The sequence below is a fragment of the Hymenobacter aerilatus genome, assembly GCF_022921095.1.
Lineage (GTDB): Bacteria > Bacteroidota > Bacteroidia > Cytophagales > Hymenobacteraceae > Hymenobacter > Hymenobacter aerilatus.
Map to the genome: position 1 here is coordinate 60,325 of NZ_CP095054.1, position 19,341 is coordinate 79,665.

Annotated in this window: 19 protein-coding genes; 18 read left to right on the forward strand and 1 reads right to left on the reverse strand. The window is 62.9% G+C overall.

All coding sequences use genetic code 11. From position 1 onward, the window contains the following. The first annotated feature begins 504 nt into the window (after positions 1-504). The 16 genes from MUN82_RS21870 (at position 505) to MUN82_RS21940 (ending at position 16,800) form a co-directional block, all read left to right on the forward strand. Positions 505-852, forward strand: a complete 348-nt coding sequence (locus MUN82_RS21870) for a hypothetical protein (protein ID WP_245097790.1) — start codon at positions 505-507, stop codon at positions 850-852. Between the two features lie 128 nt (positions 853-980). Further along, positions 981-1,112, forward strand: a complete 132-nt coding sequence (locus tag MUN82_RS22325) for a hypothetical protein (protein WP_262386163.1) — start codon at positions 981-983, stop codon at positions 1,110-1,112. A gap of 49 nt (positions 1,113-1,161) precedes the next feature. Then, positions 1,162-2,109, forward strand: a complete 948-nt coding sequence (locus tag MUN82_RS21875; RefSeq protein ID WP_245097793.1) for a DUF8832 domain-containing protein — start codon at positions 1,162-1,164, stop codon at positions 2,107-2,109. Positions 2,110-2,159: 50 nt separating this feature from the next. Then, complete coding sequence (locus MUN82_RS21880; RefSeq protein ID WP_196294787.1) at positions 2,160-2,987, forward strand: DUF305 domain-containing protein; 828 nt, start codon at positions 2,160-2,162, stop codon at positions 2,985-2,987. 37 nt (positions 2,988-3,024) lie between these two features. Next, positions 3,025-3,546 (forward strand): heavy metal-binding domain-containing protein, encoded by a 522-nt coding sequence (locus MUN82_RS21885; protein WP_245097795.1) that lies wholly within the window; start codon positions 3,025-3,027, stop codon positions 3,544-3,546. Positions 3,547-3,637: 91 nt separating this feature from the next. Next, the gene (locus tag MUN82_RS21890; protein ID WP_196294789.1) at positions 3,638-4,879 is read left to right on the forward strand and encodes a TolC family protein; all 1,242 of its coding nucleotides are present in this window, start codon (positions 3,638-3,640) and stop codon (positions 4,877-4,879) included. Continuing rightward, positions 4,879-5,490, forward strand: coding sequence for a hypothetical protein (locus MUN82_RS21895; protein WP_196294790.1), 612 nt, complete (start codon positions 4,879-4,881; stop codon positions 5,488-5,490). The genes MUN82_RS21890 and MUN82_RS21895 overlap by 1 nt, the downstream gene beginning before the upstream one ends. Further along, entirely contained in the window at positions 5,474-6,622 is a 1,149-nt protein-coding gene (locus tag MUN82_RS21900) for an efflux RND transporter periplasmic adaptor subunit (protein ID WP_196294791.1), read from the forward strand. Before MUN82_RS21895 ends, MUN82_RS21900 begins: the two co-directional genes overlap by 17 nt. A 3-nt stretch (positions 6,623-6,625) precedes the next feature. Further along, positions 6,626-9,847, forward strand: coding sequence for an efflux RND transporter permease subunit (locus tag MUN82_RS21905; protein ID WP_196294792.1), 3,222 nt, complete (start codon positions 6,626-6,628; stop codon positions 9,845-9,847). A gap of 10 nt (positions 9,848-9,857) precedes the next feature. Then, positions 9,858-10,454, forward strand: coding sequence for a helix-turn-helix transcriptional regulator (locus tag MUN82_RS21910; RefSeq protein WP_245097680.1), 597 nt, complete (start codon positions 9,858-9,860; stop codon positions 10,452-10,454). Between the two features lie 205 nt (positions 10,455-10,659). After that, entirely contained in the window at positions 10,660-11,625 is a 966-nt protein-coding gene (locus MUN82_RS21915; RefSeq protein WP_262922860.1) for an HNH endonuclease, read from the forward strand. Positions 11,626-11,687: 62 nt separating this feature from the next. After that, entirely contained in the window at positions 11,688-12,029 is a 342-nt protein-coding gene (locus tag MUN82_RS21920) for a four-helix bundle copper-binding protein (protein WP_196294795.1), read from the forward strand. A gap of 136 nt (positions 12,030-12,165) precedes the next feature. After that, the gene (locus MUN82_RS21925; RefSeq protein ID WP_196294796.1) at positions 12,166-12,375 is read left to right on the forward strand and encodes a heavy-metal-associated domain-containing protein; all 210 of its coding nucleotides are present in this window, start codon (positions 12,166-12,168) and stop codon (positions 12,373-12,375) included. A 121-nt stretch (positions 12,376-12,496) separates the two neighbouring features. Beyond that, positions 12,497-13,549: a DUF2231 domain-containing protein gene (locus tag MUN82_RS21930; protein ID WP_245097685.1), complete on the forward strand. Its 1,053-nt coding sequence runs from the start codon at positions 12,497-12,499 to the stop codon at positions 13,547-13,549. Positions 13,550-13,555: 6 nt separating this feature from the next. Next, complete coding sequence (locus MUN82_RS21935) at positions 13,556-16,006, forward strand: multicopper oxidase domain-containing protein (protein ID WP_196294798.1); 2,451 nt, start codon at positions 13,556-13,558, stop codon at positions 16,004-16,006. 170 nt (positions 16,007-16,176) lie between these two features. Then, positions 16,177-16,800 carry a DUF6122 family protein gene (locus MUN82_RS21940; RefSeq protein ID WP_245097688.1) on the forward strand — a complete coding sequence of 208 codons (624 nt, stop codon included), beginning with the start codon at positions 16,177-16,179 and terminating at the stop codon, positions 16,798-16,800. A gap of 1 nt (position 16,801) precedes the next feature. Here MUN82_RS21940 and MUN82_RS21945 read toward each other — a convergent pair whose 3' ends face one another. Then, positions 16,802-17,728 (reverse strand): toxin-antitoxin system YwqK family antitoxin, encoded by a 927-nt coding sequence (locus tag MUN82_RS21945; protein ID WP_245097690.1) that lies wholly within the window; start codon positions 17,726-17,728, stop codon positions 16,802-16,804. Positions 17,729-17,927: 199 nt separating this feature from the next. Here MUN82_RS21945 and MUN82_RS21950 point away from each other — a divergent pair, with 199 nt between their 5' ends. Together MUN82_RS21950 and MUN82_RS21955 are read left to right on the forward strand one after the other, a co-directional pair. Beyond that, entirely contained in the window at positions 17,928-18,305 is a 378-nt protein-coding gene (locus tag MUN82_RS21950; protein WP_245097693.1) for a hypothetical protein, read from the forward strand. Beyond that, complete coding sequence (locus MUN82_RS21955) at positions 18,298-19,332, forward strand: site-specific integrase (protein WP_196294801.1); 1,035 nt, start codon at positions 18,298-18,300, stop codon at positions 19,330-19,332. The genes MUN82_RS21950 and MUN82_RS21955 overlap by 8 nt, the downstream gene beginning before the upstream one ends. Positions 19,333-19,341: the final 9 nt, after the last annotated feature.

Genomic DNA, 19,341 nt, shown 5'->3' on the forward strand with positions numbered 1-19,341 from the left:
AATTTAGTTATTGATTGGGGGCACCAAGAATTAAGCTTACTAACCCCTCTCACAGATAAATACGAAATCCACCCTGCCACTTGGAAAATGGCCCTGAATTATTTTTGATGCCCCTTGGCTTTATCAGGCAGTTACCAGCAAACAGCTTATAAAATCACGCCAGCAACTTGCATAATTTTGCTTTTCCGCTCGGACTAGGGTGTATCCAAAATGGAAGCTGATGGCCCTGAGTTGCTCAGTAACGCCATTTTATCAACCTGCGCCCACCTTGCGCAAACCACCACCGGAACCCTTTCGCGGCATTGCGGGTAAAGAAGCAGCTCTACTCTTCTGAGGAGATAAGTCTAATTTTGCGGTTGCTTCATGCCCGTTATGTTCCGTAGCCTGTACCCTTTCCGCCGTTTGCTGGCGACGAGCTTCCTGCTCGTCTTCGTCAACGTGTTCGTGGGGCAGTGCTGGTGCGCAACGGTCAATCCGCTGCCGCCGGCTCCGCCGATGGCGGCCATGGACCACCACCAGGCCGAGAAGCCGGCGCACCCGGGCTGCCACGGCCACGGCGCGGTGGCGAAGCATTCGACCAAGCAGCACGGCCACGGCCACCCGACCAAGCCGGGCACCAGCCACGACTGCTGCAAGGACAAATCGGCGTCGCTGCTGTCCTCGCTGACGACGCCCGCCCAGAAGCACTTATTCCTGCCTGCCCCGGCTGTACTGCCGGCGGCTATCGAGTTTCATTTCCGGCCCCTGGCTGGCAAGTGGGACCGCACGGCTACGGTGGCCCTGGTTCCGCCCCGGCACCTCAAGCCCAAAATACCCGACATCCGCATTTTCATCCAGTCGCTGACTGTCTGATTCTTCCGACGCGCTAAGGCTCGCGCCGGCATAGCTATGCTATGTCCGGGGCGGGCCTTTTCGTTTGCTCGCTCGCGTGGCTAAGCTGCGCCCCCTTCCCCTATTTTCCTGGTTTTCCCTCCCCCGCAATGAAGAGTTGCTGTCAGGAGGCCGGTGCGCCGCCCCCCCGTGGGCCGGGCCGTCGCTGGCTGTCCTACCTGCTCTACGCCGGGCTGGCTGCCGCGCTGGGCTTCGTGCTCTGGCAGCAGTGGCAGGCGTAGGCCCCAACGGCCTTTTCGGCCCCGCATTTCCCATTCCATACCCGTTTTCATGAACCGCTTTCTTGTTCCGCTGCTGGCCGCTGCCAGCATTTTCACCGTTGCCAGCTGCTCCTCGGATTCGTCCAGCAGCAGCGCCACCAACACCGTTACCACGCCCACCGGCACCGCGCCCGACAGCACGGCCGCGCACGCCGGAGGCCACACCTACGCCTGCCCCATGCACCCGGAGGTGACCAGCACCAAGCCCGGCGAGAAGTGCCCCAAGTGCGGCATGGAGCTGGTCCACAACGACCAGGTGAGCAACGGCAAAAGCTACCAGATACAGTTCGAGCCGAAGCCCATGCAGCTGGTGGCCGGCCAGCCCGCCACGCTGACCTATACCCCGCAGGAAGTCGGCAACGAGAAAGCACCGGTGCCGCTGGCGGTGGTGCACGAGAAGAAAATCCACCTCATCATCGTCCGCAAAGACCTGTCGGTGTTCGACCATGAGCACCCCGAGTTCACGGCTGATGGCAACTACAAAGTACCGTTTACCTTCCCCAAGGGCGGTGAGTACGTGCTGTTTCAGGACTACACGCCCGACGGCAGCGGCCACCAGCTCGGCCGCCAGGTGGTGAGCGTGCAGGGCCCCAAGTACACGCCCGTCAAGTTCAGCAAAGACCAGCTGCAGTGGAGCAAGAATGGCTATCAGGCTACCCTCGCATTTGACAAAGAGCTGAAAGTTGGCCAGCTGCTGGGCATGAAAATCAGCCTGAGCAAGAATGGGCAGCCGGTGACGGACCTGGATAAGTACCTCGGGGCGCTGGGCCACGTGGTGGTCATCAGCGAAGACACCGAGCGCTACCTGCACGTGCACCCCAACGACCAGGCCGACAAGGGCCCGGTCATCGGCTTCAACACCAACTTCGAAAAGCCCGGCCTGTACCGCGTTTTCCTGCAATTCAACCACGGCGGGCAGATTCACACCGGCGACTTCACCATCAACGTGAAGGCCTAGCCCGCGCCCATACACCTCATTTTTTCACCTTCAATCCCAACCCAAACCCCATGAAAAAGTCTGCATTTATCCTCGCCGCCCTCTGTTCGGGCACCCTGCTGCTGGGCAGCTGCAACGCCGACAAATCGGCCGACTCCACGGCTACTGAGACGACCTCGGCCACGGCCGACACCACCGCTGCGGGCGGCGACATGGCCGGCATGGACCATTCGACAATGGCGGACGGTGCCGCCGGCGCTTCGCCCCTGATGGCCTCCATGAACGACATGATGGCTAAGATGGACGCCATGAAAATGAAGGGCAACACCGACCACGACTTTGCCCACATGATGCTGGAGCACCACAAGGGCGCGGTGGCCATGGCCGACATCGAGCTGCGCGACGGCAAGGATGCCACCATGCGCCAGATGGCCGAAAAAATCAAGGCCGACCAGCAGAAGGAAATCGGCGAAATGGAGCCTATTGCCGAGCGCCTCGACTCGGCCCCGACCAACTACAAGCCCCAGGACCCGGCCGACCCCTTCACCGCCCAGATGAAGGCCTCGATGGACGGGATGATGAAAAACATGCCCCAGATGGTGGCGGACCCCGACATGAACTTCAACATGCTCATGACGGTGCACCACCAGAGCGCCGTGGACATGGCCAAAGCCGAGCTGGCCCACGGCAAGGACAGCAAGCTCAAGGAGATGGCGCAAATGATGATTGACGCCCAGCAGAAGGAAATCCAGCAGTTCAAGGACTGGCACACCAAGAACGAGGGCAAGATGAAGACCTCGGCCGCCGTGTACGAGTGCCCGATGGGCTGCGAAGGCAGCCGCAGCAACAAGCCCGGCAAGTGCCCCACCTGCGAGATGGATTTGGTCAAAAAAGCCTAATCCCACTCCAAATACACCGCTACAGTCCTCCATGAAAATGCTTCGCACCCTCTTCGCCGCGCTGGCTTTGCTGGCCGCCGCGCCCCTCGCCCACGCCCAGCACGCCGAAATAGCGGCGGGCGAAACCCACGCTCACGTAGCCCCCCACGGCGGCGTGGTGCGCTCGGCCAGCCCCTACCACCTGGAGCTGGTGGCCCAGCCCACCGAGTTGGCTTTTTACCTGCTGGGAGCCAAGATGAGTGCCGTGCCCAACAAGGGCATGAGCGGCTCGGTGCTGGTGCAGCTGACCACCAATGCCACCGTGACCGTGCCGCTGGCCCTGGCCGGCGACGACCACCTCACGGCCAAGCTGCCCGCCGGGGCCAAGGTGCGCACGGCCATCGTGACGCTGAACACGGCCGATGGCAAAGCCCTGACCGTGCGCTTCGACAAGCTGGACGAGGCCCACGGCCACAAAGCCGTGGGCGCGGCTTTCGCCTGCCCCATGCACCCCGAAGTGGCCGCCACCGCGCCGGGCAAATGCCCGAAGTGCGGCATGGCGCTGGTCAAAAAATCCTAGCTACCGGCGCGGTCCGACTCCGGGCCGCCCTTCGTGTCCCGCTCCCCTCCGTCGGCTGCCGGCGGAGGGGCCAGCGGCCTAACTCATGCTTATGAACAATCTTCCCATTCGCCAGCGCCGGTTCAGGCTCTTGCTGCTCCTGCTGGTACTGCTGGCCGGACCGGCGGGGGCGCAGCAGGTCGTGGTGCGCCTCGACAGCGCCGAGCAGCAGGCCCTGCGCCGGCACCCGCGCCTGCGCCAGTCGGCTGAGGAAATCGCGGAGCAGCGCGCCCTGAAGCGTGGCAGCTTCTCGCCCACCAACCCGGACTTTCTGTTTTCCGCGCCCACGGGCGAGCGGTGGGCCCCGGGCGTGGTGCAAACCATTGATTTCCCCACGGTGTACCGCCGGCAGGCCCAGGCCGCGCAGGCCGGCATCACCCTGGCCGAGCGGGGCCTCGACGTGAACCGGGCCACCGTGCGGCGCGACGTGCGCCAAGCCTACCTGAGCCTGCAGTTTGCCGAGGCGCAGGTGCGCCAGCTCACTTATCAGGACAGCCTGTTTCGGGCGTTGCAAGTGGCCACCGACCGCCTGTTCAAGGCCGGCGAGGTAACGGCCTTGCAGCGGGTGAGCACCGAGGCCGAAGCCCGGCAGGTGCGCAATCAGCTCGACCAGGCCGTGGTGGACCAGCGTTCGGCGCAGCGCCGCCTAGGCCTGCTGCTCGGGCAGCCGGAAGCCAACCTCACCGCCGATGCCGACCTGCGCCAGACCGGCCCCGAGCTGGCCCGCGCCGGCGCGGAGCTGCTGGGCACGCTACCCCAGCAGGACAGCGCCGCCGTGGCCTTGAGCCCCACGCTGGCTTACTACGGCCAGAACGTGGCGCTGAGCCAGTCGGGCATCAGCCTGGTGCGGGCGCGGCGCACCCCGGCCCTGACGCTGGGCTATCAGAATCAGGCCTATGAGAACTCGCTGGTAAAGTACCGCTTTCAGTTCGGCGTGTCGGTGCCCATCTGGTTCTGGACCTACCGCGCGCAGCTGCAGGCGGCCACGGCGCGCAGCAAGGCCGCCCAGGCCCAGCTGCAGGTGCAGCGCCTCGACCTGGGCACCCAGTACCAGCAGGCCCTAGCCGACACGCGCAAGTTTGCCGCCTCGCTCACCTACTACGAGCAGACCGGCCTGCCCCAGTCGCGGGCCATCATCAGCCAGTCGCAGCGCCTGTTCAAGGCCGGCGAAATCAGCTACCTGGTGCTGATTCAGAGCCTGAACCAGGCCTTTACCATTCAGAATACCTACCTGACCACCATCCGCGACTACCGTCAGGCCATCGTTGCACTTAACTACCTGCGGGGACAATAATGAAGAACCTCCTCCTGCTTTTGCTGGCCCTGCTGCTGGCCACCGGGGCCCGCGCCCACGGCGGCGAAGACCACGGCGACGCGGCCAAACCCTCGGCCGGGCCGGTGGCCACCACCTTCTCGGTGGCGGCGCTGTCCGAGAGCTTCGAGCTGCTGCTGCGCTTCGAGCCGTTGAAAAAAGGTGAAGACGCCGACATGCGACTGTTCGTGTCGGACTACGCTACTAACGCGCCCATCAAGGGAGCCAAGCTGACGGTGACCTGCCCGGAAGCGGCCGACCTGAAATTCACGGTATCCGAAAAGTCGCCGGGAGCCTACCTAGTCGAGGGCACGTTTCCGGCCAATAAGAAGTACAGCCTGGCCGTGAACATCGTGGCCGGCGACAAGGCCGACTTGATGCTGCTCTCCGGCATTGAGGTCGGCAAGCTGCTGCCCGTGGCGGCGGCCCCGGCTCCGGCCGCCGCGCCCCTCATCGGCTCCTGGAAAACCGTGCTGCTGCTCTTCGGGGCCTTCGCGCTGGGCATTGCCCTCACTGCCCTGGTTATGCGCCGCCGTCGCCCGGCCGCTGCCGTCCCCACTTCAACGCCCGCTGTTTATGAAAACCACGCATAAGTTTCTCGCCGCTACGGCCGCCCTCGGGCTGGCCTTTTCCGTGCTGCTGCCCCCGCCCGCCGCGCTGTGGGCGCACGGTGGCGAAGACCACGGCGACGCGGCCCACGCTTCCAGCGGTGTGGCCATGACCGATGCCGTGGCGTTGCCCAAGGAAAGCCAGTTCCTGTTCGGGGTGCGCACGGCCCTGGCCGGCTACTCCGATACCTATAACCGGCTGACCCTCTACGGCACCGTGGCCTCAGCCGCCGGGGGCGAAGGCCGGGTGGTGGTACCCCAGACCGGGCGCATCGTGAGCCTCGCGGCCAAAGTAGGGCAGCCGGTGCGCGCCGGGCAGGTGCTGGCCGTCATCGACCAGACCCTGGACGCGACCCAGCAAATCGGCCTCAGCACCGAGCGGGCCAACGCCCAGGCCGAGCTGCGGGCGGCCCAGCAGGACTACGCCCGCCTGCAGACCATCGCCGACATCGCGGCCCGCAAGGACGTGGTGGCCGCCGAGCTGCGCCTGCGCCAGGCCCGCCAGAACGCGGGCATTCTTAACGGGCAGGCCAGCAACCGCCGCGTCACCATCACTTCGCCCATCAGCGGCACGGTGGACGTGTTCACCCTCGCGGTGGGCCAGCAGGTGACCCAGGGCGACGAGCTGTTTCGGGTGCTCAACCCCGGCAAGCTGCGGGTCGAAGCCCAGGTGTTCGCCCAGGACTTGGACAAGATTCCGGCCGGGGCCCAGTTTCAGGTGGAAGGCCTGCAGGGGCAGGCCGGCAGCGCCCCGGCCCGGCTGGTGGTGTTCAGCAACGTAGTGAACCCGGTGAACCAGGCCCGCCAGCTGGTGCTGGAACTCGACCCCACCGGTACCAACCTATTCCGCGCCGGCCAGGCCGTGAACGTGCAGGTGCTGGGCCGCAGCGGCGGCGGCAAAAAGCAGCTGGTGGTGCCCACTTCGGCGCTGACCGATTTGAACGGCAAGCCCGTGGTCTTCGTGCACACCGACCCCGAAACCTTCAAAATCCGCTACGTGCAGCCGGGTGCCGCTAACGGTGCGCAGACGGTGCTGCTGGCCGGCGACGTGAACGAAAACGACCGGGTGGTGAGCGTGGGCACCTACCAGCTCAAATCCATCTACTTGAACCAATAGCGGATGCTCGATAAAATCATTCGTTTTGCCCTGCAAAACCGCCTGCTCATGCTGGCCTTTGCCGCGGGCCTGCTCATCGCCGGCACCTACACGGCGCGCCAGCTGCCCGTGGACGTGCTGCCTGACCTCGACCGCCCCCGCGTGACCGTGTTCCTGGAAGCGGCCGGCATGGCCCCCGAGGAAGTGGAAGCCCTGGTAACGCTGCCCGTGGAAACGGCCCTGAACGGGGCCACCGGCGTGGCGGCCGTGCGCTCCAACTCGGCCATCGGCTTAGGGATGGTGTTCGTGGAGTTCGACTACGGCACCGACATTTTCACGGCCCGCCAGATTGTGGCCGAGAAGCTGCAAACCGTGAGCGGGCAACTGCCCACCGGCATTACGCCGGTGCTGGGACCGATTTCCTCGGTGATGGGCCAGATTATGCTGGTGGGCCTCTCGGGAGGCCAGCAGACCAACGCGGCCGACCTGCGCACGCTGGCCAACTACACCGTGCGCCAGCGCCTGCTCAGCATTCCCGGCGTGGCCCAGGTCATTCCCATCGGCGGCGATAACCTGCAGTACCAGGTGCTGCTGGACATGCCCCGCTTGAACGCCACGGGCCTGACCGTAACGCAGGTGGAAGAGGCGCTGCGCCGCTCCAACCTGAACACCACCGGCAACTTCTTCGACCGCAACGGCTCGGAAGTGCTCATTCGCAACCTGGGCCGGCTGCGCTCGGTGGCTGACATCGAGAACATCATCGTGGGCTACCGGCAGGGCTCGCCCATCAGCGTCAAGCAGGTGGCCAATGTGGCCTTCGGGGCGCGCTTCAAGCGCGGCGACGGCAGCGTGAACGGCAAGCCCGCCGTCATTCTCAGCATCGAAAAGCAGCCCGGCACCGCCACCGTGGGCCTGACCCAGGCCGTGGAAAAGGCGCTGGTCGAGCTGAAGCCCTCGCTGCCCAAGGACGTGCAGGTAAACACCCGCCTGTTTAAGCAGGCCGATTTTATCGAGTCGTCGATTACCAACGTGGAGGAGGCCCTGCGCGACGGGGCCATTCTGGTGGTCATCGTGCTGTTCGCCTTCCTGCTGAACGTGCGCACCACCTTTATCTCACTGGTGGCCATTCCGCTCTCGCTGCTGGTGACGGCGCTGGTATTCCGCGTGGCGGGCATCAGCATCAACACCATGACGCTGGGCGGGCTGGCCATCGCCATCGGCGAGTTGGTCGATGACGCCATCGTGGACGTGGAAAACGTGTTCCGCCGCCTGCGTGAAAATCAGCACCTGCCCCAGCCCAAACCGGCCCTGCAGGTAATTTACGCTGCCTCCTCGGAGGTGCGCAACTCCATTGTGTACGCCACCATCATCGTGGTGCTGGTGTTCCTGCCGCTGTTCGCGCTCGAAGGCATGGAGGGGCGCATTTTTGCCCCGCTGGGCATTGCCTACATCACCAGCATTGTGGCGTCGCTGTTCGTGTCGCTCACCATCACGCCGGTGCTCTGCTACTACCTGCTGCCCAAGATGAAGCAGATTCGGGCGGCCGAGCAGGAAGGCGGGCTGGTGCGCTGGCTTAAGCGCAAGGATACCGGCCTGCTGGGCTGGGGCCTGACCCACCCGAAAATGGTGCTCACGGTCACTGGGCTGCTGTTCGCACTGGCCGCCTCGCTGGTGCCCTTCTTTGGCACCGAGTTTCTGCCGCCCTTCAACGAAGGCTCGCTCACGGTCAACTTCTCGGCCCCGGCCGGCACCTCGCTCACCGAATCCAACAAGCTGGGCACGCTGGGGGAGGAGCAGATTTTGCAGCTGCCGGAAGTAGCTTACACCGCCCGCCGCACCGGCCGCGCCGAGCTGGACGAACACGCCGAGTCGGTCAACAATTCGGAAATCGAGGTGGCCTTCAAAACCGAGCAGGAGTTGGAACAAGCGGGAAAAACAATGCGCAGCCGGGAGGAAATCCTGGCCGACCTGCGCCAGCGGCTGGGCCTGATTACCGGCGTCAACGTCAACATCGGCCAGCCCATCAGCCACCGCCTCGACCACCTGTTGAGCGGGGTGCGGGCGCAGGTGGCCATTAAGGTATTCGGCAACGATTTGCTGGAGTTGCGCCGCTACGCCAACGAAATTCGCACGGCCGCCAGCTCGGTGCCCGGCGTGGTCGACCTGCAAGTGGAGAAGCAGGTGCAGATTCCGCAGCTGCTGGTGCGCCCCCGCGACGCCGCCCTGCGCGCCTACGGCCTGGAGCGGGGCCAAGTGGTGGCCACCTTGGAAACGCTGTTTCAGGGCGACGTGGTGTCGCAGATGCTCGACGGCCAGAAGCGCTTCGACCTCATCGTGAAGCTGCCCGAAGCCCAGCGCAACGACATCGCCACCATCGCCCAGACCCGCATCGAGACGCCCTCGGGGGCGCTGATTCCGGTGAGCCAGGTGGCGGACGTGAGCTACGAGCCCGGCCCGAACACCGTCAACCACGAAAACACCCAGCGCCGCATCACCGTCTCGATGAACGTGGCCGGGCGCGACCTGGGCAGCACCGTCAAAGAGGTGCAGGCCCGCATCAATCAGCAGGTGAAGCTGCCAGCGGGCTACTACCTGACCTACGGCGGGCAGTTCGAAAGCCAGCAGTCGGCCTCGCAGAAAATTCTCTGGCTGAGCTTGTTCTCGCTGGCCGGCATCTTCCTGGTACTGTACTCGCACTTCAAGTCGGGGCTGATGGTGGGGCAGATTATGCTCAACATCCCGCTGGCCCTCATTGGCTCGGTGGTGGCGGTGCTGCTCACGGGCGGCACGTTCAGCATTGCCTCGCTGGTGGGCTTCATCACGCTCACCGGCATCGCCTCGCGCAACGGCATCATGATGATTTCCCACTACATCCACCTGGTGGAGCACGAGGGCGAGAGGTTCAGCAAGGAGATGATTATCCGCGGCTCGCTCGAACGCCTGGTGCCGGTGCTGATGACAGCCCTGGTAGCGGCGCTGGCCCTGGTGCCGCTCACGCTGGCCAAGGACGCGCCGGGCAAGGAAATTCTCTACCCCGTGGCCACGGTCATCCTCGGCGGCCTGCTCAGTTCCACCTTCCTCGACATCGTGGTGACGCCGGTCGTGTTCTGGCTCTTCGGCGAAAAGGCCCTGGCCCAGTACCAGCGCGGCCACCACGAAGTCAGCCTCGATGCCCACCCGCAGGAGTTGGACGCCCAGCCCCTGACGCCGCCCGCCGACCTGAACCCGGTGCAGCCGGCCGTCTAAGTTTTTGGTTATGTCCCTCGCTCCACTCTCCCTGCCTAACGATGCCGGCTGTGTGCTTTACATCAAGCACATGGTCTGCGCGCGCGGTATTCGGGTGGTGCGGCGGGAGCTGGAAGGCCTGGGGCTGCAGGTGCTCGATGTGCGGCTGGGCGCGGCCACGGTTTTGGACCAGGCTGGGCAGCTGGACTGGGCCCGTATTCGCCAGGCGCTGGCCACGGCCGGCTTTGCCCTGCTGGAAAGCCCCGCGCAGGCGCTGGTGGACCGGGTAAAGCTGGCCGTGGCCCAACTGCTGCGGCGCTCCGGCAACACGCTGCGGCACCGCGAGTTCGTTCCCGCCCTGGCCCGGGAGGTGGGCCTGGACAGCCGCCGCCTGCACGCGGCCTTCGCCCAGCTGCCCGGCCACGAAAGCCTCATCAGCTACATTACCAGCCAGCGGCTGGCCTACGCCCAGGAATTGCTGCAGACTTCCCGGCTCGACATCGGGCGCATTGCCCGGCAGCTAGGCTACGGCAGTTTGGCGCACTTTTCCGGGCAGTTCCGGCGGTTTGCGCAGTGCTCCCCCTCGGCCTACCGGCAGCAGCTGGCCTTTACACAGAGTGTTGATTAGCAGGCCAAATTGTGGTTATCCAATATGAAAGTTCGACTGTAGAAACTTACCTGGCTCCGTTCCACGTTTTGCTTCTCTTTCATCTTTCACAGCACCACGTCCTTCTATGGCCAGAATTACCAAAACACTGCAACTTCCCATGCCGGCCGATGCAGTAAATCAACAGCGTGCCCTACAATTTTTCGAGGCATACAACTGTCAAATGATGGTTGGCCCCTCAGACACACCCTATTATCTGGGGACGCCCACGCCTCGGGTTTGCCGGTTTTGTGGCAGGACGGAACCAGAGGTGTCGTTCCGAAAGGATGCGCATGTGATGCCCGATTTTATGGGCAACCGCAACATTCTATCCTACTTCGAGTGCGACACGTGCAACGCGTTGTTTGCGAAGTACGAAGACTCCTTCGCCAACTACTTGGGCGTAGCCCGAACCTTTAACCAGATTAAAGGCAAGAACAAGAAAGTCCCCAAATTCAAGGACAATAAGACCGGGCTGGAGGTATCCATGGGCGCGGAAGGTCTGCACATCAAGACGATTCAGGGCCAGGACCCGCTCATCATTGATGCGGCTACAAATTCTGCGCAGCTGGTTACCACACGTCCGAGCTACGTCCCAATTCATCTGGTCAAGCTCTTGTTGAAAATGGCCCTCTGTTTACTTGATGAACAGGAAGTGGCCGATTATGCGTGGGCCAGACGGTTCGTTACTTCGGAGGAGCACGATGCAGCAGCCCAAGGAATGGACCTGCTTAGCGTGATGATACACTCCATTCCCGGTCCGCCGGTGTTTCCGGCACCCTTTGCCCAACTCTACACCCGTAGCGAGACAGCGCCGGCTAACATTCCGGAAAAGGTGTTTGTGCTCTACTATGCCAACTACTACTTTCAGTTGGCACTGCCCTTCAGTCGAGTCGATAAGGTTCGTTTTTTAGCCATTACACCCCCTTTGAAGACCATTGACATCCCCGTTTTCCCGCTTTTGATTGGGGAAACGTGGTTGGCCGATTACGGCCCCGCCTCGTTTAAACGGGTCGATTTTACCTCAAATCAGAAGCGTGTAGGCGAAGAGCATCGGTTTTCTCTTTCCTTCGAGAAAATGGTGGAGCTACCGCTTGACCCGGTAGCGCCAAATGATGCAAGCCACGAGGCAATTGATGTAAAACCAGGCTAAGCCCGACGGGTATAAGCAGGAGTAGCTTCGGCTTACTCCCCTCCACTTTAACGCTTTTACCCATGCACGCCCAAAACCAATCCCTCCTCGACGCCCTCAACGCCTGCATTGCCGCCTGCGAGCACTGCGCCACCGCCTGCCTGCAGGAAGACGATGTAAAGATGATGGCCCGCTGTATTAGCCTCGACCGTGACTGCGCCGACGTGTGCGCCCTGACCGCCCGGCTGGTAGCCCGCGGCTCGGAGCATGCCGCGCACCTGCTGCGCGAGTGCGCCGAAGTCTGCAAGGCCTGTGGCGACGAGTGCGAAAAGCACGGTGCCCACATGCAGCACTGCAAGGAGTGCGCCGAGGCCTGCCGCCGCTGCGAAGAAGCCTGCCGCGCCGGCATCAGCGTAGCCGCATAAACTCGCTGCTGATGGCGGGGGACGGGAAATCATGCAAGCCCCCTGCGCAATTCTGTACCCCGGTGGTGCCACCTTGGCCGCAGCTTTGCGTGTTGTATTTGCACGAACCCGGTGTGGGTTCTTAACTCAACTCGTCATGAAAACGCTTCAATTCAAAACCAACATCAACTGCGGCGGCTGCATCAAGGCCGTCACGCCCACCCTCAACGAGCAGGCCGGAGCCGGCAACTGGCAGGTCGATACGGCCAACCCCGACAAGATTCTGACCGTGACCTCGGACAAGCTCACGCCGGAGGAAGTCGTGCAGGCCGTCGAGCAGGCCGGCTTTAAGATAGCTGCTGCGTAAACAGCCTTTGCTCTCTTCAAAACGCCCGGCTTATGTCGGGCGTTTTTGTTGGCGCTGGGGTTGCCGGACAGCACTCGCCAGCCCGCAACTGCCCTTATTTACCCTACCTGACCGCCTGACTATGTTTTCAGATTTCCCCAACTTACACCCCCTGGTCGTGCACGTCCCCATCGTGCTCATTCTGCTGGGCGCGGCCTCACAGGCCGTGCTGGTTTTCAAGGACTGGGAGCAGGTTCGCTGGGGCACGCTGCTCATACTGGCCGGCGGTTTTGCGGGGGCGCTGGCCGCCAGCACCACGTTTCACGCCATGCCTACGGGCCTGGCTCCCCGGGCGGCGGCCGTGTTTGCGGCCCACGAGAAGTTTGCAGGCTACACGCTGTGGCTCTCGGGTATCACGCTGCTGCTGCGCGGCATTGGGCAGTTCTTTAAGATTCAGCGCCGCGCCTATGAAATCCTGGTGCTCGGGTTTGCCCTGGCGGCGGCCGGCGTGTTGTCGGTGGCCGGCCACCGGGGCGCGCAGCTGGTGTACGTGGAAGGGGTGGGGCCGCAGGGCCACCTGGTGTCGAAGCACCACGGCCACGAAGACGATGAGGAGGGCGCAATGCCCGGCATGGAGATGGAAACCGGTGGTCAACCCGCCAAAGCGGAAGCGGATGACCACACCGAAAATCCCGCGCCTGGCCACCAGCCTCCGGCTGAAAAGCCCAGCTCGGCCGACATGGCGGGGATGGATATGAGCAGCCCGCAGCCGGCGCGCCCGGTGGCCAAATCGGAGAAAATGGCCGACATGCCTGGCATGCAGATGTCCGCCCCCAAAACCTCGTCAAAGATGCCTCCAGGCATGAAAATGAATCATTCGGCCAGTCCGAATCAGCGGGAAGAGATGCCCGGGATGGCCAGTATGCCGGGCATGAAGAGCCAACCGGCGGGGGCGAAAAAGCCCGGCAAGGCGCAAGCCGGGATGGAAGGAATGGCGGATATGCCGGGTATGAAAATGCCCGTCGCCCAGCCCGCGCCGGCCCCGGGCAACATGGCCGATATGCCCGGCATGGAAAAGGGCCAGGTCATGCCCGCCACGGGCTCGATGCCCCGCATGCAGATGCCTAACCCCCTGGACAAGTTCCGTTTCAAGGACAACAACCCGGCCCGGAACCAACCCTCGCCTAAGCACTAGCCCCTTATGAGATTATTACTCCTACTCTCTTTTCTGCTGGCTTCTCTCGGAGCCGGGGCACAGTCGATGCCCGGCATGGCCATGCCCCAGCCGCAGGAATCCTACCTCACCCAATCGGTCCCGCCGGCTAAGCAACTGCAGGGCACCGTGGTCATGCCCCGGACGAGCTACGTGGGCAAGCGGGTTGAATACGACCTCTACGTGGAAGACCGGATGGTCAACTTCACCGGCAAAATGCGCCACGCCATTGGCATCAACGGCCAGATTCCGGCCCCCACACTGCGCTTCAACGAGGGCGATACCGCCGTTATCCGGGTGCACAACCAGATGGCCATGGAAACCTCCGTGCACTGGCACGGCCTGCTGCTGCCCAATCAATATGACGGTGTGCCCTACCTGACCACGGACCCTATTAAGCCCGGCACGGTACACACCTACACGTTTCCGCTGCGCCAGAGCGGCACCTACTGGTATCACTCGCACACCATGCTGCAGGAGCAGGCCGGGCTTTACGGCTCCATCGTGGTGCAGCCCAAGGAAATTCAGTATCAGCTGAAAGAGTACGTGCTGGTGCTCTCCGACTGGACCGACCACCGGCCCAAGGAAGTGCTGCGCTACCTCAAGCGGGCCGGCGAGTGGTTTGCCGTGCAGAAAGGCGCGACCCAGAGCTACGGCGAGGCCCTGGCCGCCGGCTACGTAAAGGACAAGCTCAAGCAGGAGTGGCAGCGGATGCCGGCCATGGACGTGGCCGATGTGTTCTACAACAAGTTTTTGACGAACGGGCAGGAACTGAGCTACTTTAAGGACGCCCAGCCCGGTGAGGTAGTGCGCCTGCGCGTCATCAACGGCAGCGCCTCGTCTTACTTCAAGCTGCAGTACGCCGGCGGGCCGATGCAGGTCATCGCCGCCGATGGCATCAACGTGGAGCCCTTTCCGACCAGCAAGCTGGAAATCGCCACCGCCGAAACCTACGACCTGCTCATCAGCGTGCCCCAGATGGGCGCGGCCGAGCTGCGGGCCACCTCCTCCGACGTGACGGGCTACACCTCCGGTTATTTCGGGCAGGGCGAGCCGATGCGCACCCCCGACCTGCCCAAGCTCAACTACTTCCAGATGACGCGGGAGATGAACAGCATGGGCAACATGAGCGGGATGCGCATGGGCGGAGCCGGCCAGATGAGCCCGAAAGGCGCGGCGGCCCCGGCCGGCGACAACATGAAAGGCATGGACATGAGTGGCAGCCAGGCCGCGAAAGCTCCTGCGGCGGAAGGCGGAGCCACCCCGGCGGGCATGGACATGCAGCACGGCACCGCGCCGGCCACCTCCACCGCCCCGCCCCGCAACCGCCCAATGAACCAGCAGGAGAAGGGCGGCATGGGCATGGGCAGCCTGCAGGATTCGGGCAGCATGGGGGGCATGGACATGGGCGGAATGGCCATGGGCGGCATGAGCGGCGACTTCAACTACAACCAGCTGCGCGCTCTGCACCCCACCACCCTGGACTCCACCAAGCAGTGGCGGGAAATCAACCTCACCCTGACCGGCAACATGCTGCGCTACGTCTGGTCGTTCGATAACAAAACCCTGTCCGAATCCGACAACATCCCCATCCGCAAGGGCGAAAACGTGCGCATGGTCTTTCAAAACATGACGATGATGCGCCACCCGCTGCACCTGCACGGGCACTTCTTCCGCCTCGTCAACGCCCAGGGTGCGTACTCGCCCCTGAAGCACACCTTTGATATTCAGTCGATGGGCAAGGTCACCATCGAGTTCGACGCCAACGAGGACCAGGACTGGTTTTTCCACTGCCACACCCTCTACCACATGATGTCGGGCATGGCCCGCGTCATCAGCTACGAGGGCAGCCCCCGGAACGAGTACGCCCGCACGGGCTACCGCCACCTCAAGCGCGAGGACAACAAGCTCTACCCCTGGGCCGATTTAGCGGTGCATTCGCAGGGCAGCTTTCTCGAAGCTAACCTCTCCAATAACAAGAACGCCCTCGAATTTGAGGGCCGGGTCAACTACCAGGGCAACTACGAAACCGAAACCCACCTGCTGCGCTACCTCGACAAGCGGCAGTTCCTGGCCGCCTTCGTGGGCTACGACCTGCGCGACAACAAAACCCTGCGCTCGGCGTCGGACAGCGAGGGCGGCAACCGCCGCACCGAGGACAACAACCGCAACTTCCGCCGGCAGGCCGAAGTCGGCGTGTACTACCTGCTGCCCCTGCTGGTGCGCGCCGAGCTGCGCACCGACCTCACCGGCCAGGTGCGGGCCCAACTGGAGCGCCGTGATATACCGCTGAGCAACAACGTCTTCATGGACATCCGGGGCAATACGGACCGGGAGTTTACCCTCGGCTTCCGCTACATGGTCAGCAAATACGCCTCGCTGAGCACGAACTACGACAACCAGTACGGCTGGGGCGCGGGCCTCACCTTCCACTACTAACGGCAGCTTGAAGGTAAGTAATGCCCCTACTGCCTGTTTTTCGCGTTATTCTATCCACTGCCGCCAGTTTGTCCCTGGCATTGGCCGGTTGCCGTTCGTCTGTTGTAGTCCCGAAGTTTCCCGCTACCGCCGGGTACCATCTCCCGCTATCAGCACAGCATTTTGATACGGTGGCAACCATCACCGCCCACGATGCGCCTACCATCCCGCAACGGCCGCTACCTACGAAAGTCCGGCCCCAGGTCGTGAGCACGCGGGACCACGTGCCCAGAACAAAACAGGAGCCGGCGAGGAAGTTGGGCAGCAGGTATGCCAAAGCAATAGCTAACGATACTACAGCCCGCTTTACCCAGCCCACTGCCCCGCGCCAGCCACGCAAGCCATTCAAATTATTTAGCGCCCAAACGCTGGTGCACTACAGCCTGCACTTTGCTTTCCCGGCCGTGCTGGCGCTGGTGTTTTTTCCCTTGATGTGGCAAACGGCTTACCTGATTATGCTGGCCACGATGCTCATTGACCTGGACCACCTGCTGGCCAAACCCATCTTCGAACCGCGGCGCTGCAGCATCGGCTATCATCCGCTGCACTCATTCTATGCCGTACCGGTGTACGCCTTGCTGCTCCTGCTGCCAGCGACGCAAATTGTCGCCGTGGGCATCCTGTTCCACCTGTTTACGGATACGGTGGATTGCTTGTGGAGCTTCAGCCACTGCCACGAGTGCTACCTCAACTCCCGTATTTACGCCCTGCGCAATTGGCTGCGGAAGCTCCTGGGACGCGAGGCTAGGGAGTAAGCTACTTACACGCCTGCACCAGGGCGCTCACGCTCAGCGTGGCCGTGGCATCGGTGGTGTAGTTGTCGTTGTTCACGCACACGAAAAGCTGACGGGTACCGGGCGGCAGCGTAATGGGCCGGGTTTCCTGGGGCGTATTCGACGCGGCCCGCAGGCACGCCTGCACGTTCGTGATGGTGCCTTTCGTGGCCAGAAACTGGTTGGCCGCGGCCGGGTCGGCAGTGATATACCAGTGGCACTTGGTGCTGACCGTGGGTGGGGCGTTGTTGCCTTGCTTATTCAGGGCGGAAGCGGCTGCGCCCAGCAGAGCCGGGGCCGCCGTGCCCCCGCTGCCCACCACCGCCGCCATGGCCAGGGCCGTGGACCACGACACCGGCGGCTGGCCCTCGTCGCGCACGTCGAGCTTGTAAACGATGCCCACCGTGCCGTCCGGAATATCGACCGTGAACACCTTGCGGCTGGAGTGCATGCAGTTGCTGCAATGAATGGAAGCATTGCTCAGCGGCAAGGCCTCTACCAGACGGGATGCACACTTGATTTCCCGCCCGTCCTCACGCCAGCTGCGAAAGTCGGCCTGCTGCACGCCGTTCAGATACGTACCCCGAAAACTGACCTGGCCGTTCTCGTGCCAACCGCAGCACAGGCCCGTGGGCTTGTCGGGCTTTTCGCTGGCCATCTTGCCTTCCCATTGCTTTTTCCAAGAAGGGTAAAAGTAGTCGCGCACGGTGCCCATCGTTTTGCCCGCCGCGTCGTGGTGCGCAATGCGGGCGTAGGCAACTTCTTCCAGCGTTTCGGTCCGTTCCCAGTCGCGGTCGAAATACACCGTGTCGGCCGGGGGCAAACTCACGGCCGCCGGCTTGGGCCGCTGGGCCAGCGCAGGGATGCTTATAATAAGGAGTAGAAAAAGCAGCGGGTAATTTTTGGCCATACAATAAAAGTGAGCAGCGGAGTGGGAATGCGGATGGTAAAAATAATGAGAAGATTTCGGGGCGCGCACCGCCTGGTTTTTCGGGCGGCTCCAATCACGTCCGTCTTCTCCCCGTTTCAGAGTTTAGGAACCATAAGACTTACTTATCGGCCCTAAACTCTCTGTATCTTTACCACATCCCACAACTACCTTTTTGCAATTGCAAAATATGCTGTACCAAGTCGACACTGCTTTGCTGGCCTCGCTGGTTCGCACGAAGCGCGCTACCCAGACCTTGCGCGAGGCAGCCGAGGAAATCACCCAGACCATCGGCCAGGTCAGCGTGGGTACGCTACTTCGGGTCGAGCAACAGCGCGTGCCCGACCTGCCGGTATTCCTGCACTTTTGCAACTGGCTCGACGTGTCGCCGGCCCGGCTACTGTACTGCGCCGCCGCGCCGGTGGCGGCACCTGCCGAAACCACGGCGGCGACGGTAGCCCGGCTGCTGCGCTCCGACCGCCGCTTGGAGCCGGCGATGGCCAACGTTCTTGCCATTATGGTTGAAGCCACTTATACGCACCTGGCCACCCATGAGTAAGCAGCAGCAAGAACCAAAGGGAGAAAAAGGCCTGACCGTAGTAGCTGCTGACCGGCCGGCGCTGGCCCTGGCCGCCGACCTGGCGAGCCGCGTGGCCCCCAATGTCGAACGGTATCTGCTACGTGGCCTCGAAGGCTCGGACAATACGCGCCTAGCGTACTCGGCCGATTTGCGCTCCTACGAGGCTTATTGTGAATTGCACCAGTTCGCGCCCTGGCCCGCCGCCCTGGAAACACTGGCCAGCTACGTGGCGCACCTGGCCGACGTGGGCCGCAAGCTGGCCACTATCAACCGGCACCTGGCGGCCATCGAGAAGAACCACCAGTTGCTCGGGCTGCCCTCGGCTATCAATGCGCCGGCGCTCGACGTGCTGCGCAAGGGCGTGGCGCGGGAAATTGGCAAAAAGCAGAAGCAGGCTCCGGCTTTCTCCGTGCCGCACCTCAAACGCACTATCGACCGGCTGAACCTATCGCGGCCGGACGGGCTGCGGGCGCGGGCGCTGCTGCTGCTCGGATTCGCGGGCGCCTTCCGCCGCTCGGAGCTGGTAGACATTAATCTGGAGCACCTGGAAATGGTGCATGACGCGACCGACGAGGTCTTGGTAATTACCCTGCCCAAAAGCAAAGCCAACCAGGCAGGTGAAGTCGAGCAGAAAATCATTTTCTACGGTGAGAATCCAGCGTATTGCCCAATCGGGGCCTATAATGCTTGGATAGCTCAACTCGGGGGCCGCACTGAGGGCCCGCTGTTTGTGTCACTCAAACGAAGCCGGCCGGGCGAGCCAGGCAAGCCCACAGACAAGCGCTTGGCTGACCGGCGCGTCAACCTGCTGGTGAAAGAGCACTTGGGCGCGAAGTATTCGGCTCACTCGCTACGGGTATCGTTTATTACGACTTCCAAGCTAGCTGGCCAGAGCAACGACTTTATTAAGAACCAGACCAAGCAGAAAACGGACGCTATGATTAGCCGCTACACCCGGCTCGATGACATTATCAAGTATAATGCGGGCCGCTCTCTGGGGCTATAGCCCCCAGTT

Coding starts and splice junctions, on each gene's coding strand:
- MUN82_RS21870 (WP_245097790.1), top strand. CDS start 505: ATGGACCACCACCAGGCCGAGAAGCCGGCGCACCCGGGCTGCCACGGC.
- MUN82_RS22325 (WP_262386163.1), top strand. CDS start 981: ATGAAGAGTTGCTGTCAGGAGGCCGGTGCGCCGCCCCCCCGTGGGCCG.
- MUN82_RS21875 (WP_245097793.1), top strand. CDS start 1,162: ATGAACCGCTTTCTTGTTCCGCTGCTGGCCGCTGCCAGCATTTTCACC.
- MUN82_RS21880 (WP_196294787.1), top strand. CDS start 2,160: ATGAAAAAGTCTGCATTTATCCTCGCCGCCCTCTGTTCGGGCACCCTG.
- MUN82_RS21885 (WP_245097795.1), top strand. CDS start 3,025: ATGCTTCGCACCCTCTTCGCCGCGCTGGCTTTGCTGGCCGCCGCGCCC.
- MUN82_RS21890 (WP_196294789.1), top strand. CDS start 3,638: ATGAACAATCTTCCCATTCGCCAGCGCCGGTTCAGGCTCTTGCTGCTC.
- MUN82_RS21895 (WP_196294790.1), top strand. CDS start 4,879: ATGAAGAACCTCCTCCTGCTTTTGCTGGCCCTGCTGCTGGCCACCGGG.
- MUN82_RS21900 (WP_196294791.1), top strand. CDS start 5,474: ATGAAAACCACGCATAAGTTTCTCGCCGCTACGGCCGCCCTCGGGCTG.
- MUN82_RS21905 (WP_196294792.1), top strand. CDS start 6,626: ATGCTCGATAAAATCATTCGTTTTGCCCTGCAAAACCGCCTGCTCATG.
- MUN82_RS21910 (WP_245097680.1), top strand. CDS start 9,858: ATGTCCCTCGCTCCACTCTCCCTGCCTAACGATGCCGGCTGTGTGCTT.
- MUN82_RS21915 (WP_262922860.1), top strand. CDS start 10,660: ATGGTTGGCCCCTCAGACACACCCTATTATCTGGGGACGCCCACGCCT.
- MUN82_RS21920 (WP_196294795.1), top strand. CDS start 11,688: ATGCACGCCCAAAACCAATCCCTCCTCGACGCCCTCAACGCCTGCATT.
- MUN82_RS21925 (WP_196294796.1), top strand. CDS start 12,166: ATGAAAACGCTTCAATTCAAAACCAACATCAACTGCGGCGGCTGCATC.
- MUN82_RS21930 (WP_245097685.1), top strand. CDS start 12,497: ATGTTTTCAGATTTCCCCAACTTACACCCCCTGGTCGTGCACGTCCCC.
- MUN82_RS21935 (WP_196294798.1), top strand. CDS start 13,556: ATGAGATTATTACTCCTACTCTCTTTTCTGCTGGCTTCTCTCGGAGCC.
- MUN82_RS21945 (WP_245097690.1), bottom strand. CDS start 17,728: ATGGCCAAAAATTACCCGCTGCTTTTTCTACTCCTTATTATAAGCATC.
- MUN82_RS21955 (WP_196294801.1), top strand. CDS start 18,298: ATGAGTAAGCAGCAGCAAGAACCAAAGGGAGAAAAAGGCCTGACCGTA.